14 protein-coding genes are annotated in these 14,870 nt (G+C 67.7%); 8 read left to right on the forward strand and 6 right to left on the reverse strand.

The window, feature by feature from the left end:
• Positions 1-21: 21 nt before the first annotated feature.
• A complete protein-coding gene (locus tag E5S69_RS02130; RefSeq protein ID WP_171513358.1) occupies positions 22-786 on the forward strand; it encodes a fumarylacetoacetate hydrolase family protein in 765 nt (254 codons plus the stop codon).
• Between the two features lie 19 nt (positions 787-805).
• On the opposite strand, the gene E5S69_RS02135 is transcribed toward E5S69_RS02130, so the two are convergent.
• Genes E5S69_RS02135 through E5S69_RS02145 form a run of 3 tightly spaced genes read right to left on the reverse strand, consistent with a single transcriptional unit; the run spans position 806 to position 3,406 of the window.
• Positions 806-961 carry a DUF2474 domain-containing protein gene (locus E5S69_RS02135; protein WP_171513359.1) on the reverse strand — a complete coding sequence of 52 codons (156 nt, stop codon included), beginning with the start codon at positions 959-961 and terminating at the stop codon, positions 806-808.
• Positions 961-1,968, reverse strand: a complete 1,008-nt coding sequence (cydB, locus tag E5S69_RS02140) for a cytochrome d ubiquinol oxidase subunit II (RefSeq protein ID WP_171513360.1) — start codon at positions 1,966-1,968, stop codon at positions 961-963. Before cydB ends, E5S69_RS02135 begins: the two co-directional genes overlap by 1 nt.
• A 4-nt stretch (positions 1,969-1,972) precedes the next feature.
• Complete coding sequence (locus E5S69_RS02145; RefSeq protein ID WP_171513361.1) at positions 1,973-3,406, reverse strand: cytochrome ubiquinol oxidase subunit I; 1,434 nt, start codon at positions 3,404-3,406, stop codon at positions 1,973-1,975.
• A gap of 404 nt (positions 3,407-3,810) precedes the next feature.
• Between E5S69_RS02145 and E5S69_RS02150 the strand changes: the two genes are divergently transcribed.
• A complete protein-coding gene (locus tag E5S69_RS02150) occupies positions 3,811-4,575 on the forward strand; it encodes a TSUP family transporter (protein WP_171513362.1) in 765 nt (254 codons plus the stop codon).
• On the opposite strand, the gene E5S69_RS02155 is transcribed toward E5S69_RS02150, so the two are convergent.
• The 3 genes from E5S69_RS02155 to E5S69_RS02165 form a co-directional block, all read right to left on the reverse strand.
• Positions 4,572-5,168 (reverse strand): DsbA family protein, encoded by a 597-nt coding sequence (locus E5S69_RS02155; RefSeq protein ID WP_171513363.1) that lies wholly within the window; start codon positions 5,166-5,168, stop codon positions 4,572-4,574. The genes E5S69_RS02150 and E5S69_RS02155 overlap by 4 nt on opposite strands.
• 49 nt (positions 5,169-5,217) lie before the next feature.
• The gene (locus tag E5S69_RS02160; RefSeq protein ID WP_171513364.1) at positions 5,218-5,946 is read right to left on the reverse strand and encodes an SDR family oxidoreductase; all 729 of its coding nucleotides are present in this window, start codon (positions 5,944-5,946) and stop codon (positions 5,218-5,220) included.
• A gap of 99 nt (positions 5,947-6,045) precedes the next feature.
• Positions 6,046-6,981: a LysR substrate-binding domain-containing protein gene (locus E5S69_RS02165; protein WP_171513365.1), complete on the reverse strand. Its 936-nt coding sequence runs from the start codon at positions 6,979-6,981 to the stop codon at positions 6,046-6,048.
• A gap of 144 nt (positions 6,982-7,125) precedes the next feature.
• On the opposite strand from E5S69_RS02165, the gene E5S69_RS02170 reads away from it, so the two are divergent.
• The 6 genes from E5S69_RS02170 (at position 7,126) to E5S69_RS02195 (ending at position 14,752) form a co-directional block, all read left to right on the forward strand.
• Positions 7,126-8,142: a tripartite tricarboxylate transporter substrate binding protein gene (locus tag E5S69_RS02170; RefSeq protein ID WP_171513366.1), complete on the forward strand. Its 1,017-nt coding sequence runs from the start codon at positions 7,126-7,128 to the stop codon at positions 8,140-8,142.
• Between the two features lie 23 nt (positions 8,143-8,165).
• Positions 8,166-9,689, forward strand: a complete 1,524-nt coding sequence (locus E5S69_RS02175) for a UxaA family hydrolase (protein WP_171513367.1) — start codon at positions 8,166-8,168, stop codon at positions 9,687-9,689.
• Between the two features lie 31 nt (positions 9,690-9,720).
• Positions 9,721-11,193, forward strand: a complete 1,473-nt coding sequence (locus E5S69_RS02180) for an NAD-dependent succinate-semialdehyde dehydrogenase (protein WP_171513368.1) — start codon at positions 9,721-9,723, stop codon at positions 11,191-11,193.
• 35 nt (positions 11,194-11,228) lie between these two features.
• Positions 11,229-12,035, forward strand: coding sequence for a 4-hydroxy-2-oxoheptanedioate aldolase (hpaI, locus tag E5S69_RS02185; RefSeq protein WP_171513369.1), 807 nt, complete (start codon positions 11,229-11,231; stop codon positions 12,033-12,035).
• A 25-nt stretch (positions 12,036-12,060) separates the two neighbouring features.
• On the forward strand, positions 12,061-13,506 hold the full coding sequence (locus E5S69_RS02190; RefSeq protein ID WP_171513370.1) for an FAD-binding oxidoreductase: 1,446 nt from the start codon (positions 12,061-12,063) through the stop codon (positions 13,504-13,506).
• 157 nt (positions 13,507-13,663) lie between these two features.
• Positions 13,664-14,752 carry an MBL fold metallo-hydrolase gene (locus tag E5S69_RS02195; protein WP_171513371.1) on the forward strand — a complete coding sequence of 363 codons (1,089 nt, stop codon included), beginning with the start codon at positions 13,664-13,666 and terminating at the stop codon, positions 14,750-14,752.
• Positions 14,753-14,870 lie beyond the last annotated feature (118 nt).

The following is a 14,870-nucleotide window of genomic DNA, read 5'->3' on the forward strand; positions in this document are numbered from 1 at the left end:
TCACAAGGAATGACACAAGGCATGACATCCACCCAGATCGATCAGGTCGCCCAGGCCCTGCTGAGCGCAAGGCGCGACCACCGTTGCGCCGATGCGCAGTCGTTTGCCACCGCGCTCGAGAGCGCCGAACAGGCTTATGCCGTGCAAGCCATCGTCGCGCATTCGCTGGGCTGGCAAGCGCCGGGCGCCGCGTACTGGAAATCCGGCGGCCCTTCGCGCGAGGCCACGCTGACCCATGCGCGGTTGCCATCGGCCGGGGTCTGGACCAGTCCCGCGCAGGCCGGCGACTGGCCCTTCACGTGGCGCGGCATCGAAGCGGAGATTGCGCTGCGGCTGGGGCAGGGCGTGGACGCCGAGCAAGCCGCAAGCCTTGACTACGCCGGCGCGGCTGCGCTGGTCGAGGCGATGGCGGTGTCGATCGAAGTCGTGGACTCCCGCTGGCAGCAGTATGTGGCCGCGCCCGCGCTGCTGAAGCTGGCTGACCTGCAGGCCCATGGGGCGCTGGTGCTGGGAGCGTGGCGGGATTATGCCCCGCGCGACTGGTCCGCCCAGGCTTGCCGCGTGCAGATTGGCGCGCAAACGATCGAGCGCTGCGGCACCCATGCGCTCGGTGACCCGGCCTATGGACTGGTTGCCTGGCTGCGCCATGCCACGCGCGATGGGGTACGTGTCGAGGCCGGCACGGTGGTCACTACCGGTACCTGGGTCGGCATCCTGGATGCATCCGCGGGCGACCTGGTGAAGGTGGCGTTCGATGGCATCGGCGAGGCTTCGGTACAGCTCTGAAGCGGCTCGCAGCGGGGCGTCAGCTGTGGAACCCCACCCCCCGCATGATCAGCCGCAGCAGCCACGCGGCCACGCCCAGTGCCGCCACGCTGGCGGCCCAGATCAGCACCAGCCAGCCGACGCGGCGCAGCCAGGTGCCGGAGCGGGTGCCGGTTTCCATGTGCGGCGCGTTCATCAGTGATAGCCCTCGCCGTGGCGGACCTTGCCGCGGAACACGTAATAGGCCCACACCGTGTACATCAGGATGAAGGGGACGATGAACAGCGCCCCCACCAGTGCAAAGCCCTGGCTTTGCGGTGGCCCCGCGGCCTCCCAGATCGAGATCCCGGGCGGGATGATATTGGGCCAGACGCTGATCGCCAGCCCGCTGTAGCCCAGGAACACCAGCCCCAACGCATACATGAAGGGCGAGAGATCGGGCTCGTGCCGCAGCGCGCGCATCAGCATGAACATGCACAGCGCCACCAGGATCGGCACCGGCGAGAACCAGAACAGGTTGGGCAGGCTGAACCAGCGCTCGGCAATCTCCGGGTGTGTCAGCGGCGTCCACAGGCTGATCACGGCGATCACCGCCAGCAGCAGCCATGCCAGCGTGCCGGTCAGCTTGATCATGCGATGCTGCAGGTCGCCCTCGGTCTTCATGATCAGCCAGGTGCTGCCCAGCACCGTGTAGGCGACGATCAGGCCCACGCCGCAGAACAGCGGGAACGGCGCCAGCCAGTCCAGCGGGCCGCCGGCAAAGCGATGGCCTTCCAGCTTGATGCCGTTGATATAGGCGCCCAGCGCCACGCCCTGGAAGAACGTGGCCGTGGCCGACCCGAGGATGAAGGCGGCGTCCCATACCGGGCGCTCGCGGTCGTTGGCCTTGAAGCGGAATTCGAACGCCACGCCGCGGAAGATCAGGCCCAGCAGCATCAGCATCAGCGGCAGGTAGAGCGCGCTCAGCACCACCGAATACGCCAGCGGGAACGCGGCCAGCAGCCCGGCGCCGCCCAGCACCAGCCAGGTCTCGTTGCCGTCCCAGACCGGCGCCACCGTATTCATCATCACGTCGCGGTCATGCCGGTCCGGCACGAACGGGTACAGCATGCCGATGCCGAGGTCGAAGCCGTCCATCACCACGTACATCATCACGCCGAAGAAGATGATGACGATCCAGAGAAGCGAGAGATCGATGCCCATGGTGTCAGCTCCGCGTGCGTGCAATGGTGGTGGGGGCGAGCACTTCATTGTCGTCCACCGCCGATAATGGCCGCGCCGGCGTGTGCTCGCGGCCCGGGCCGCCGTGTGGCTTGGGCTCTTCCATGGCCGGGCCCTTGCGCACCAGCCGCATCATGTAGGCGATGCCTACGCCGAACACAAAGAAGTACGCGACCACGAAGATCGCCAGCGTTGTCGCCAGCTCCGGCACGCCGTGCGGCGACACCGCGTCCGCGGTGCGCTGCAGCCCGTACACCACCCACGGCTGGCGGCCGATCTCGGTGGTGTACCAGCCGGCCAGGATGGCGATCAAGCCGGCCGGCCCCATCCACAATGCCATATGCAGGAAGGGTCGGACGCGGTACATCCGGTCCCGGCGCCGCAACAGCAGGCTCCAGAGCCCTAGCAGGATCATCAGCAGCCCCAGGCCCACCATCACGCGGAACGACCAGAACAGGATGGTGGAATTGGGCCGGTCCTGCGGCGGGAACTCCTTCAGCCCCTGGATCTGCCCGTCCCAGCTGTGGGTCAGGATCAAGCTGCCCAGGTGCGGCACCTCGACCGCAAAGCGGGTCTCCTCGCGCGCCATGTCGGGCCAGCCGAACAGCAGCAGCGGCAGGGCCTCGTTGCCCTTGTTCTCCCAATGGCCCTCCAGGGCGGCGATCTTGGCGGGCTGGTGCTTGAGCGTATTCAGGCCGTGCAGGTCGCCGATCACCGCCTGGATCGGCGCCACGATCAGCAGCATCCACATCGCCATCGATAGCATCTTGCGGATGGCGGGATTGTCGCGCCCGCGCAGCAGGTGCCAGGCGGCGGAGGCGCCGACAAACAGCGCCGTGGCCAGGAACGCCGCCACGCTCATGTGCACCAGGCGGTAGGGGAACGACGGATTGAAAATGACCTTGAACCAGTCGGTCGGCACCACGCGGCCGTTGATGATCTCGAAGCCCGCCGGCGTCTGCATCCAGCTGTTCGAGGCCAGGATCCACGTGGCCGAGATCAGCGTGCCCAGCGCCACCATCACCGTGGCAAAGAAATGCAGCCCCGGCCCGACCCGGTTCCAGCCGAACAGCATCACGCCCAGGAAGCCGGCTTCCAGGAAGAAGGCAGTCAGCACTTCATAGGTCAGCAGCGGCCCGGTGATGCTGCCCGCAAACTCGGAGAAGAAGCTCCAGTTGGTGCCAAACTGGTAGGCCATGACCAGGCCGGATACCACCCCCATGCCGAAGTTGACGGCGAAGATCTTGGACCAGAAGTGGTACAGGTCGCGGTACAGCGGGCGCTGCGTGCGCAGCCAGCAGCCTTCGAGCACCGCCAGGTAGGCGGCCAGGCCGATGGTGATCGCGGGAAAGACAATGTGAAAGGAAATGGTGAAGCCAAACTGGATGCGGGCGAGGTCTAGCGCGGTCAAACCAAACATGTCGTGTTCTCCGTGGCGCTGGCCTGGCGCATGCCTTGGACGCGTGCGGACTGCACCGGCAGGGGCCGGGCGGGTTCGACACGTGACAGGGCGCGCCGGGGGCGCGGGGGCGTAGGCGCGTGCGGTAAGCGTAGTGTACGCCGCGCGCGTCGCAAAGGGCAGCGTCCCATCCGACGGCGGCCGGGCGACATATCGCCGCACCCGCGGGGGCCGCGCCACCCGTGTTTCGCCGCGCAGGCCGTTGCTCATGCGACATGATCGTAGCGGAGGAGCGGCCGTCGAAACAGCATCAACTTAGCGGAAAAACACCGTATCAGATTTGCGCGTTGCAACAGGACGGAAAGCTGACAACGCCGCGGGGAAAGTGCATAGTTATCCGCCCTGTACCGTTCATCCCCCTCACTGTGCCACTCGATTCCACCTTGCTGATCGTCATTGCCGGCGCCGCCGTCGCCGGTTTTGTCCAGGGCTTGTCTGGCTTCGCCTTCGGCATGGTGGCGATGTCGTTCTGGGCGTGGGCGATCGAGCCGCGGCTGGCCGCGGCGATGACGGTGTTCGGGGCGTTGACCGGCCAGTTGCTGGCCGCCGCATCGGTGCGGCGCGGCCTGTCGTGGCGGCGCCTCTGGCCGTTCGTGGCCGGCGGCCTGGCGGGCATTCCGCTGGGCGTGGCGATCCTGCCGATGCTCGATGCGCAGTGGTTCAAGGCCGTGCTCGGCGGCTTCCTGACACTGTGGTGTCCGGTGATGCTGATGGCGCGCCAATTGCCGCATATCGGCGTGGGCGGGCGCGTGGCGGACGGCGTCGCCGGCGCGGCCGGCGGCGTGATGGGCGGCATCGGCGGCTTTACCGGCGTGATCCCGACGCTGTGGTGCACGCTGCGCGGCTTCGACAAGGATGAGCAGCGCGCCGTGATCCAGAACTTCAACCTTGCCACGCTGGCCATGACCATGGCCACCTATGTCGGCAAGGGCATCGTCACGCGCGAGATGCTGCCGATGTTCCTGGTGGTGGCGCCCGCGATGCTGGTGCCGACGCTGCTGGGCACGCGGCTTTACCTCGGCATCAGCGAGGCCACCTTCCGCAAGATCGTGCTGGCGCTGCTGACTGGCTCCGGCGTGGCTCTGCTGGCTACTTCCGTGCCGGCGCTGCTGGCGCGCGGTGCGGGCTAGCCCTGTGCCAGCGCTTCCTCCACGAACAACAGCCGGTCGTTGCCCCAGAACAGCTCGTCGCCGACGATAAAGCTGGGCGCACCGAACACGCCGCGCGTGACCGCGTGCTCGGTGTCGCGCTTGAGCGCCTGCTTGACCTCCGGGTCATCCACCAGCGCCAGTGCGGCCTGCGGGTCGAAGCCGGCGGCCGTCAGCACCGCGCCGATCTCGGCCGGATGGTTCAGGTTGCGGCCGTGCTCCCACATCGCGTTGAACATGGCGTCGGCATAACGCAGGAAGGTCGCTTCGTCATGGCGCAGGTAGCCGGTGGCCCCGCGCATCAGCATCAGCGTATTCACGGGGAAATGCGGGTTCTGCCGGAACGGCACGCCATAGCGCCTGGCCCAGCGCGCCGTGTCGCCATGCAGCCAGCCGGCCTTGGCAGGCACCTCGGCCGGGCTGTGGTTGCCGGTGGCCTTGAACACGCCGCCAAGCAGGATGGGACGCCAGACGATGGTGGCGCCGGTGCGTTGCGCAACGCGCGGCAACTCTTTCCATGCCAGGTACGAATACGGGCTGCCAAAATCGAAGAAGAACTCCACTTGCTTGGTCACGGCCTGTCTCCTGTTGTCGTAGGTCTGTGTACGTGGCTGGGGCTTGGCCTTACCAGCGTTCCATCCACGGGCGGATATCCAGTTCATGGGTCCACGCATCGCGCGGTTGCTGGTGCAGCATCCAGTAGGTATCGGCGATATGCTCGGGATTGACGATGCCGTCCTGCGCCTTGGCGGCGTAGCGCTCCGGGAAGTTCTCGCGGATCCATTCGGTGTCGATGGCAGCATCGATCACCAGGTGTGCGACGTGGATGTTCTTCGGCCCCAGTTCGCGCGCCATGCTTTGCGCCAGCGCCCGCAGCGCGTGCTTGGCCCCGGCAAACGCGGCCATGTTCTCGCGCCCGCGCAGGCTGGCGGTGGCCCCGGTAAAGAAGATCGAGCCGCGTTCGCGCGGCAGCATCGCGCGCGCGGCCTCGCGCCCCATCAGGAAGCCGCCGAAGCAGGCCATCTCCCACACCTTGTAATATACGCGCGCGGTGGTCTCGACGATGGGGAACTGCACGTTGGCGCCGATATTGAAGACCGCCACCTCCAGCGGCGCGATGTCGCGCTCGATGCGCGCGATCAGCTCGACCGTCTCGTCTTCCTTGCGCGCGTCGCAGCCGAAAGCGTGGGCTTCGCCGCCGTCGGCGCGGATCTGCTGCACCAGCGGCTGCAGCTTGTCGGCATGGCGGCGCGTGACGCAGGCAATGTAGCCCTCGCGCGCGAAGCGCCGCGCAATCGCGCCGCCGGTAGCGTCGCCGGCGCCGACGACTAGGATGGCCTTTTTCTCGGGCATGGATGTCTCCTGGCTCGGGGCCTGCCTGGTTGGCGCGTGGCCTCTCGGAGCATGATCCCAACAGCGATGGCGCAAGCGCGCCGGATGCCGCTGTAATCGCTACACACGCGCCGCCGCGGCTTCCCGCAGGCATGCCACCAGCTGATCGGTGCCGATCGACGGTGCGCGCTCGCGCAGCGTGATGATGCCGACCGGTGGCAGCTCGACCGGCACCTCGAGCTTCAGCACCTGCAGCCTGCCTTCCTCCTGCAGCGCCATGGCCACCGATTCGGCCATGAAGCCGGCTGCCCCGCGCTGCCCGACAAAGGTGGCCTGGGCCAGGTAGGACGAGGTCTCGATCACATCCTGCGGCGGCTGCAGGCCGTAGCGATAGAACGCCTGTTCGATCTTCACCCGCAGCGATGCCCAGGGCGGCGGCAGCACGCATGGCATCGCGGCCAGATCGGCCCAGCCGGGGCGGGCCTTGCGCGCCAGCTTGTGGTCGCGCCGGACCACCACCACCATGCGCTCTTCATAGAGAGCTTCAGTAAGCAGGTCTGGCGCGGCGTAGCCCGGCTCCAGCCGGCCCACGATCAGGTCGAGTTCGCGCAGGCGCAGCTTGGGTAGCAGGTGGGTCAGGTCGCCTTCCTCGACCAGCACGGTGGCGTGCGCGTGGCGCTGCTTGAGCGTGCCCACGGCCTGTGCCAGGAGCACCGGCAGCGCCGCGCCCATCGAGCCCACGCGGATGCGGCCGGAGGCACCGCTCTGCACCGCCGCGATCTCGTCGCGGGTCTGCTCGTACTGCGCCAGCACCGATCGCGCAAAGCGCACCAGCGACTCGCCGGCAGGGGTCGGCTCGGTGCCCCGGGTGGAGCGTGTAAACAGCGCCAGCCCCAGCATTCTTTCGACTTCGGTCAGTACCTTGGACACCGCCGGCTGGCTCACCGACAGGAATTCCGCGGTGCGCCCGAGGTGGCGAAACTCGTCCAGCGCCACCAGCAGTTGCAGGTGGCGCAGCTTGATATTGGAGCGCAGCGCACGGTCGATCTGTACCATGGCCCGCAGTCTACCTAACCAGAAGGTTATGAAGCAATGCCGATTTTCGATTGGATTGTTATGTTTGACCGCCACAGAATGCGGGCATGACGAGGCTGGCAACGCCGGTCGCGCCGATAATCAAGACATCGGAGACACCCGCAAATGACTCAACGATTCCCCATCGATGCCAAGCGCCGCCGCCTGCTCATTGGCGCCGCAGCGGGTGCCGCTGCCGGCGCTGCCGGCGTGCTGTTGCCCGCGGCACGGGCGCTGGCCGCCGACTATCCCGACCGTCCCATCACCTTTATCTGCCCGTGGCCGGTCGGCGGCACTGCCGACCAATCGATGCGCGCGCTGTGCCAGGTGGCCGGCGGCATCCTCAAGCAGTCGATCGTGGTAGAAAACCGCGCCGGTGCCTCCGGCATGATCGGCACCAAGGCGCTGGCCCGCGCCAACCCCGACGGTTACACCATCGGCCAGATCCCGATCTCGGTCACGCGCTTCGCGCAGCTTGGCATGCTGCAGCTCGACCCGCGCACCGAGCTGACCTACCTGGCACGCACCTCGGGCCAGACCTTCGGCATCGCGGTGCCAGCCAACTCGCGCTACAAGACGCTGCAGGACGTCGTCGCCGCCGCCAAGGCCAGCCCCGGCAAGATCACCTATGCGCATGCCGGCATCGGCGGCGCCACCCATGTCGGCATGGAACAGTTCGCGCTGGCCGCCGGCATCCAGTTCAATGCGATCGCCTACAAGGGCGGCGCCGCCGCGCTGCAGGACGTGCTGGCCGGGCAGGTGGACCTGCTCGCCGACTCGAGTTCATGGGCGCCGCACGTGGAAGCCGGCAAGCTGCGCCTGCTGGCCACCTGGGGCGAACAGCGCGCGACCCGCTTCAAGGACACGCCCACGCTCAAGGAGCTGGGCTACAACGTGGTGGTGGAAGCCCCCAACGGCATCGGCGCCCCCAAGGGCCTGCCGCCTGCCGTGGAAAAGAAGCTGCGCGACGCCTTCCGCGCCGCCGTGGCCAGCAACGAATTCAAGCAGGTGGCGGCGCGCCTGGATGCGCCGCTGATGTACCTGGACGGGCCTGACTACAAGAAGTACGTCGCCACCGTCTATGACCAGGAAACCCAGCTGATCCAGCGCCTGAAGCTGAAAGAACTGCTGCAGCAAAGCTGATTGCCGTCGAAGGCCAAGTCACAGTGAATCCCAATCCCGTCATCCGCCTGCACGCCCACGACAACGTGCTGGTTGCGCGCAGCGACCTCAGCCTGGGCCAGCAGCTGGTCGACCCCGCCGTGCGCGTGCGCGCGCAGGTGCCGGCCGGCCACAAGATCGCGGCCTGCGCCATCGCCGCCGGCACACCGGTGCGCAAGTTCGACACCGTCATCGGCGTGGCCGCGCGCGATATCGCCCAGGGCGACCATGTGCATTCGCATAACCTGACACTGGTCGATTTCTATCGCGACCCGGCCTTCTGCCAGGACGTGCGGCCGGTCGACTACGTGCCCGAGGCGCAGCGTGCCACCTTCAACGGTTTTGTCCGGGCGGACGGGCGCGTGGGCACGCGCAACTTCATCGGCATCCTGTCGTCGGTCAATTGCTCGTCCACGGTGATCCGCCAGATTGCCGCGCATTTCACGCCGCAGCGGCTGGCGGCGTTTCCGAACGTCGATGGCGTGGTGGCGTTCGCGCAGACCAGCGGCTGCGGCATGTCGTCGCCGAGCGAGCATTTCGACGTGCTGCGCCGCACGCTGGCCGGCTATGCGCGCCATCCCAACCTGGCCGGTGTGTTGATCATCGGCCTGGGCTGCGAGCGCAATCAAGTGGCGTCGCTGGTGGAATCGCAAGGACTGGAGTCGGGCCCCGCGGTGCAGACGCTGGTGATGCAGGATACTGGCGGCACGCGCGCCACCATCGCGGCCGGCATCCGCGCGATCGAATCGATGCTGCCCGCGGCCAACGCCGCGGTGCGCCAGCCGGTCTCCGCCAGCCACCTCAAGATCGGGCTGGAGTGCGGCGGCTCCGATGGTTTTTCCGGGATCAGCGCCAATCCGGCGCTAGGCGCGGCAATGGATATCCTGGTGCGCCATGGCGGCACCGCGATCCTGTCCGAGACGCCGGAGATCCATGGGGTGGAGTTCATGCTGACCCGCCGCGCGGTGACGCCACAAGTCGGGCAGAAGCTGCTGGACCGCCTCGCCTGGTGGGAGCGCTACACCGCCGGCCACAACGCGCAGTTCAACGGCGTGGTCGGCCACGGCAACCAGCAGGGCGGTCTGGCCAATATCTTCGAGAAATCGCTGGGATCCGCGATGAAGGGCGGCACCACGCCGCTGCAGGCGGTGTATGAGTACGCCGAGCCGATCGACCAGGCCGGCTTCGTCTTCATGGATTCGCCCGGCTATGACCCGGTGGCCGTCACCGGCCAGATCGCCAGCGGCGCCAACCTGATCTGCTTTACCACCGGGCGCGGCTCGATGTTTGGTTCGAAGCCCGCGCCGACGATCAAGCTGGCCTCGAACTCGGCGATGTACCACCGCCTGGAAGAAGACATGGACATCAACTGCGGCCTGGTGCTCGATGGCGAGCTGAGCGTGCCGCAGATGGGCCAGCGGATCTTCGAACACATCCTGCGCGCAGCCTCCGGCGAGCCGACCAAGAGCGAAGCACTGGGCCTCGGTGACAACGAGTTCGTGCCGTGGCACCTGGGCATCGTCAGCTAAGGCGCGTTCCGCAATCCCTTCTCTTACATCGATGCTGATTCTTTCCGAGCAAGCGCTGCTGCGCAGCCAGAACCTGATTGACGACCAATGGCGCGATGCCGGTTTGGGCGCCGGCCTGCCGGTCACCGACCCAGCCACTGGCGAGGCCTTTGCCAAGGTGCCCGACAGCGATGCCGGCGATGCCCGCCTTGCCGTGGATGCCGCCGCGGCGGCATTTCCGGAATGGAGCCGCCGGCCCGCGCGCGAACGCGCCCGCTTGCTCAAGCGCTGGCATGCGCTGATCCTCGAACACCAGGAAGACTTGGCGCGCATCATCTCGACCGAGCAGGGCAAGCCGTTGCAGGAAGCGCGCGGCGAGGTGCAGTACGGCGCGTCGTACGTGGAGTGGTTTGCCGAGGAAGCCACGCGCATCTGCGGCGACATCGTCGCGGAAGCGGTACCCGGGCGCAAGCTGCTGGTGCTGAAGGAGCCGGTGGGCGTGGTGGCGGCAATCACGCCATGGAACTTCCCGCTGGCGATGATCGCCCGCAAGATCGCGCCCGCGCTGGCCGCCGGCTGCACGGTGGTGGCCAAGCCTGCCGAGGACACGCCGCTGACCGCGCTGGCGCTGGTATGGCTCGCGCAGCAGGCCGGCATGCCGGCGGGCGTGATCAACCTCGTCACGGCTTCGCGCGAGCATACGCCCGGCGTGGTCGATGCGTGGCTGGCCGACAGCCGCGTGCGCAAGATCACGTTCACCGGCTCCACGCCGGTGGGCAAGCACCTGGCGCGCGAATCCGCGGCGACGCTGAAGAAGCTCTCGCTGGAACTGGGCGGCAACGCGCCGTTCATCGTCTTCGACGATGCCGACCTCGACGCCGCGGTCGATGGCCTGATGGCGTCGAAGTTCCGCAACGGCGGCCAGACCTGCGTCTGCCCGAACCGCGTCTACGTGCATGACGCCGTGCACGACGCCTTTGTCGAGCGCCTGGCACAGCGCGTGGGCGCGCTCCATGTCGGCCCGGCGACCGAAGCTGCTGCGCAGATCGGTCCCATGATCAATGCCCGCGCCGTCGACAAGATCGCGCGCCATGTCGAAGACGCGGTCGCCAGGGGCGCGCGCGTGGTCACCGGCGGCAAGCGCGTGCGCACCGCCGACGGCCCGCACTACTACGCGCCGACGGTGCTGGTCGATGCCACGCCGGCGATGGCACTGTCGTGTGAAGAGACCTTCGGGCCGGTCGCGCCGATTTTCCGATTCCGCGACGAAGCCGAGGTGATCCGCGACGCCAACGATACGCCGTTCGGCCTGGCCGCCTATTTCTACTCCAGCGATGTCCGCCGCATCTGGCGCGTGGCGCAGGCGCTGGAAACCGGCATGGTCGGCATCAACGAAGGCGCAATCGCGGCCGAGGCGGCGCCGTTCGGCGGCGTCAAGGAATCCGGCTACGGGCGCGAGGGCTCGCGCCACGGACTGGACGACTACATGCATACCAAGTACCTTTGCCAGGGCCAGCTCGGCTGAGCGCCAGCCGCATCCCTCGAGACCAGGAATTCTCCATGCCCGCAAACAATCCCTTCAAGACCGCACTGGCCGCGCGCCAGGCGCAGATCGGCCTGTGGCTGTCGATGGCGACGCCGTACCTGGCCGAAGTCTCGGCCACCGCAGGCTTTGACTGGCTGTTGATCGACGGCGAGCACGCGCCCAACGACCTGCGCTCGACGCTGCACGCGCTGCAGGCCGTGGCGCCGTATCCGGTCCAGCCCGTGGTGCGCGCCGTGGCCGGCGAAGTGCCGCTGATCAAGCAGCTGCTCGATATCGGCGCCCACAGCGTGCTGGTGCCGATGGTCGATACCGCGGAACAGGCCCGCGCGCTGGTCAGCGCCACGCGCTATCCGCCGCAAGGCATCCGCGGCGTCGGCAGCGCCATTGCGCGCGCTTCGCAGTGGAGTGCGCGTACCGATTATCTCGATGTGGCCGACGATGAGATCTGCCTGCTGGTGCAGGCCGAAACCGTCACCGCGCTGCAGAACCTCGAAGCGATCTGCGCGGTGGACGGTGTCGACGGCGTCTTCATCGGCCCCGCCGATCTGGCTGCCTCGATGGGCCACCGCGGCCGCCCCGGCCACCCCGAAGTGCAGGCCGCCATCGAAGGCGCGATGCACACCATCATCGCCAGCGGCAAGGCCGCCGGCACGCTGACGTCAGACCCGGCGCTGGCGCGCCGCTACCTAGACTTGGGCTGCACTTTCGTGGCCACCGGCGTGGACGTGATGTTGTACGCCAATGCCGCACGCAAGCTGGCCGCTTCGTTCCGCGAGCCGCAGCCAGGCGCCGCTGCCGACAAGCCTTCCGCGGCGTACTGACCCGTAACTTCTTCGCCATATCTCCATGACCGCCGAGCTACCGACCCCAGACACCACCTTGCGCGCGATGCAGGCCATTGTCGGCGCCAACGCCTGCCGCAGCGGCGAGGCTGACACGCAGGCCTACGTCACCGACTACCGCGGCATCTATCGCGGCCAGGCGCAGGTGGTGGTACTGCCATCCTCGACGGAAGAGGTCAGCCAGGTGCTGCAGTGGTGCCACCGACACCGCGTGCCGGTAGTGCCGCAGGGCGGCAATACCTCATTGATGGGCGGCGCCGTGCCCGATGACAGCGGCACCGCCGTGGTCGTCAACCTGAGCCGCATGAACCGCGTGCTCGGCATCGACCCCGTCAACGACACCATGACCGTGCAGGCGGGCGTCACGCTGAGCGCAGCACGCAGCGCCGCCGAGGCCGAGCAGCGCCTGTTCCCGCTGCGCATCGGCTCGGAAGGCTCGTGCCAGATCGGCGGCAACCTGTCGACCAACGCCGGCGGCACCGCGGTGCTGCGCTACGGCAATATGCGCGACCTGGTGCTGGGTCTCGAGGTGGTGCTGCCCGATGGGCGCATCTATTCGTCGCTGCGCGGCCTGCGCAAGGACAACACCGGCTACGACCTGAAGCAGTTGTTCGTCGGCGCGGAAGGCACGCTGGGCATCATCACCGGCGCCGTGCTCAAGCTGATGCCGCAGCCGCGCAGCAGCGCCGTGGCCTTCGTCGCGGTGCAGGATCCTGCCGCGGCGGTGGCCTTGCTCGGTGAAGCCAAGCGCCTGTCCGGCCAGGCGGTGACCGCGTTCGAGCTGATCTCGCGGCCCGCGCTGGACCTCGTGCTGGAATACCTCGGCAACGTCGCCGCGCCGCTGCAGGGCCGGCACGACTGGATGGTGCTGGTCGAGCTGACTTCCGGCACCGACGCTGAAAGCCTCAACGCCACGTTGATGGAGATCCTCGAATCCGGCTTCAGCCAGGGTCTTGTGCTGGACGCCGCCGTGGCCGCGAGCCTGTCGGATGCGCAGACCTTCTGGCGCATCCGTGAAGAGATCTCCGACGCGCAGACCCGCACCGGCGGCAGCATCAAGTGCGATGTCTCGGTGCCGCTGTCGCGCATCGCCGCGTTTGTCGAAGAGGCGTCGGCCAGGGTGCTGGAACTGGTGCCCGACGCGCGCATGGTGATCTACGGGCATATGGGGGACGGCAACGTGCACTTCAACCCGCTGCGGCCAAAGGATCAACCCGCCAGGGATTTCCTGGCGCAGTGGTATGAGCAGGTCTCCGTGCTGGTCGACGGCATGGCCCACGCGGAGAACGGCTCGATCTCCGCCGAGCACGGCATCGGCGTAGCCAAGCGCGACGACCTGACGCGCTACAAGTCGCCGGTGGAACTGGAACTGATGTGGCAGATAAAGCAGGCGCTCGATCCGTTGAACCTGCTCAATCCAGGCAAGGTGCTGCCGGCTCCGGCGAAATAGCCCGCTGTCCTTCCATGCGGCGGAACGGGGCAGGGGCGCGCGTAGCAGGAATCGCCCATCTGGGCTAAGGTGTCAGCTATCCAGAACGCGCGGGCCGGGGCATCGCTGCCCCGGGGCCACCGCGCATAGCACGGCCGGCCGACCGGCCCAGACACCGATGACCGCCCAATCCCCCGACATCGCCCTCGCTGCTGCTCCCATCTCCCTGGAAAAGCCCCAACTCGACTACCCATGCGGCGACGCGCCGGAGCCCGGCCGCGCCACGGAAGTCGCACCCGGCGTGCTGTGGCTGCGCATGCCGATGCCGCTGGGCCTGAACCACATCAACCTGTGGGCCATCCGCGACGACGCAGGCTGGGCCGCGGTCGATTCCGGCTTGCAGACGCCTGAAACTGCGCAAGCGTGGCGCGCGCTGTTCGGGAAAGGGGGCGCTCTCGCCGGTGGGCTGACGCGGCTCTTCGTGACCCATATGCATCCGGATCACATCGGCATGGCCGGCTGGCTAACCGGCAAGTTCGACTGCCAGCTGTGGATGACACGGCTCGAATATTTGATGTGCCGCGTGCTGGCTGCGGATACGGGGCGCGCCGCGCCGGACGACGCGATTGCGTTCTATCGCAAGGCCGGCTGGGATGATGAGGCGATCGAGGTCTACCGCACTCGCTTCGGCGGCTTCGGCAAATATGTCCACGCGTTGCCGGAAAGCTTCCGCCGGCTGTCCGACGGCGACACCGTGCGTATCGGCGCGCACGACTGGCAGGTCATCGTCGGCACCGGCCATTCTCCCGAACATGCCTGCCTGTACTGCCCGGCGCTGAAGCTGCTGGTATCGGGCGACCAGGTACTGCCGCGCATCTCATCCAACGTATCCGTGTTCCCGACCGAGCCGGAAGCCGATCCGATGGCCGACTGGCTGGCCTCGCTCGACAAGGTGCGCGCCGCCGTGCCGGACGATGTGCTGGTGCTGCCGGCGCACAACGAACCGTTCCGCGGGCTGCACGCGCGAATCGACTACCTGCGCGCCAGCCAGATGCAGGCGCTGGACCGGTTGCGTGGGGCGCTGGGTGAACCCAGGCGGGCGGTGGATGTGTTTGGGGAGTTGTTTTCGCGGCCGATTACGGGGAGTGGGGGGCTGCTGGGGATGGCGACGGGGGAGAGTGTTGCGCATTTGAACTACTTGCTGGCGCGGGGGGAGGCGGTGCGGGAGGTTGGTGTGGACGGATGCTACTGGTATCGGATGCGTTGACCCGGTAGCCGCGACCGCCAGTCCTGATCCTGCGCCGCCGCCCCCCGGCAGGCGCAGTCCATGGAGCAATTCGATGGATGTGCGGTGACGAACCGCATGGCGACGCTCGGCCGTGTCC

Source organism: Cupriavidus necator (genome assembly GCF_013141915.1).
Taxonomy (GTDB): Bacteria; Pseudomonadota; Gammaproteobacteria; order Burkholderiales; family Burkholderiaceae; genus Cupriavidus; species Cupriavidus necator_B.

Coding starts and splice junctions, on each gene's coding strand:
- E5S69_RS02130 (WP_171513358.1), top strand. CDS start 22: ATGACATCCACCCAGATCGATCAGGTCGCCCAGGCCCTGCTGAGCGCA.
- E5S69_RS02135 (WP_171513359.1), bottom strand. CDS start 961: ATGAACGCGCCGCACATGGAAACCGGCACCCGCTCCGGCACCTGGCTG.
- cydB (WP_171513360.1), bottom strand. CDS start 1,968: ATGGGCATCGATCTCTCGCTTCTCTGGATCGTCATCATCTTCTTCGGC.
- E5S69_RS02145 (WP_171513361.1), bottom strand. CDS start 3,406: ATGTTTGGTTTGACCGCGCTAGACCTCGCCCGCATCCAGTTTGGCTTC.
- E5S69_RS02160 (WP_171513364.1), bottom strand. CDS start 5,946: ATGCCCGAGAAAAAGGCCATCCTAGTCGTCGGCGCCGGCGACGCTACC.
- E5S69_RS02165 (WP_171513365.1), bottom strand. CDS start 6,981: ATGGTACAGATCGACCGTGCGCTGCGCTCCAATATCAAGCTGCGCCAC.
- E5S69_RS02170 (WP_171513366.1), top strand. CDS start 7,126: ATGACTCAACGATTCCCCATCGATGCCAAGCGCCGCCGCCTGCTCATT.
- E5S69_RS02180 (WP_171513368.1), top strand. CDS start 9,721: ATGCTGATTCTTTCCGAGCAAGCGCTGCTGCGCAGCCAGAACCTGATT.
- hpaI (WP_171513369.1), top strand. CDS start 11,229: ATGCCCGCAAACAATCCCTTCAAGACCGCACTGGCCGCGCGCCAGGCG.
- E5S69_RS02190 (WP_171513370.1), top strand. CDS start 12,061: ATGACCGCCGAGCTACCGACCCCAGACACCACCTTGCGCGCGATGCAG.
- E5S69_RS02195 (WP_171513371.1), top strand. CDS start 13,664: ATGACCGCCCAATCCCCCGACATCGCCCTCGCTGCTGCTCCCATCTCC.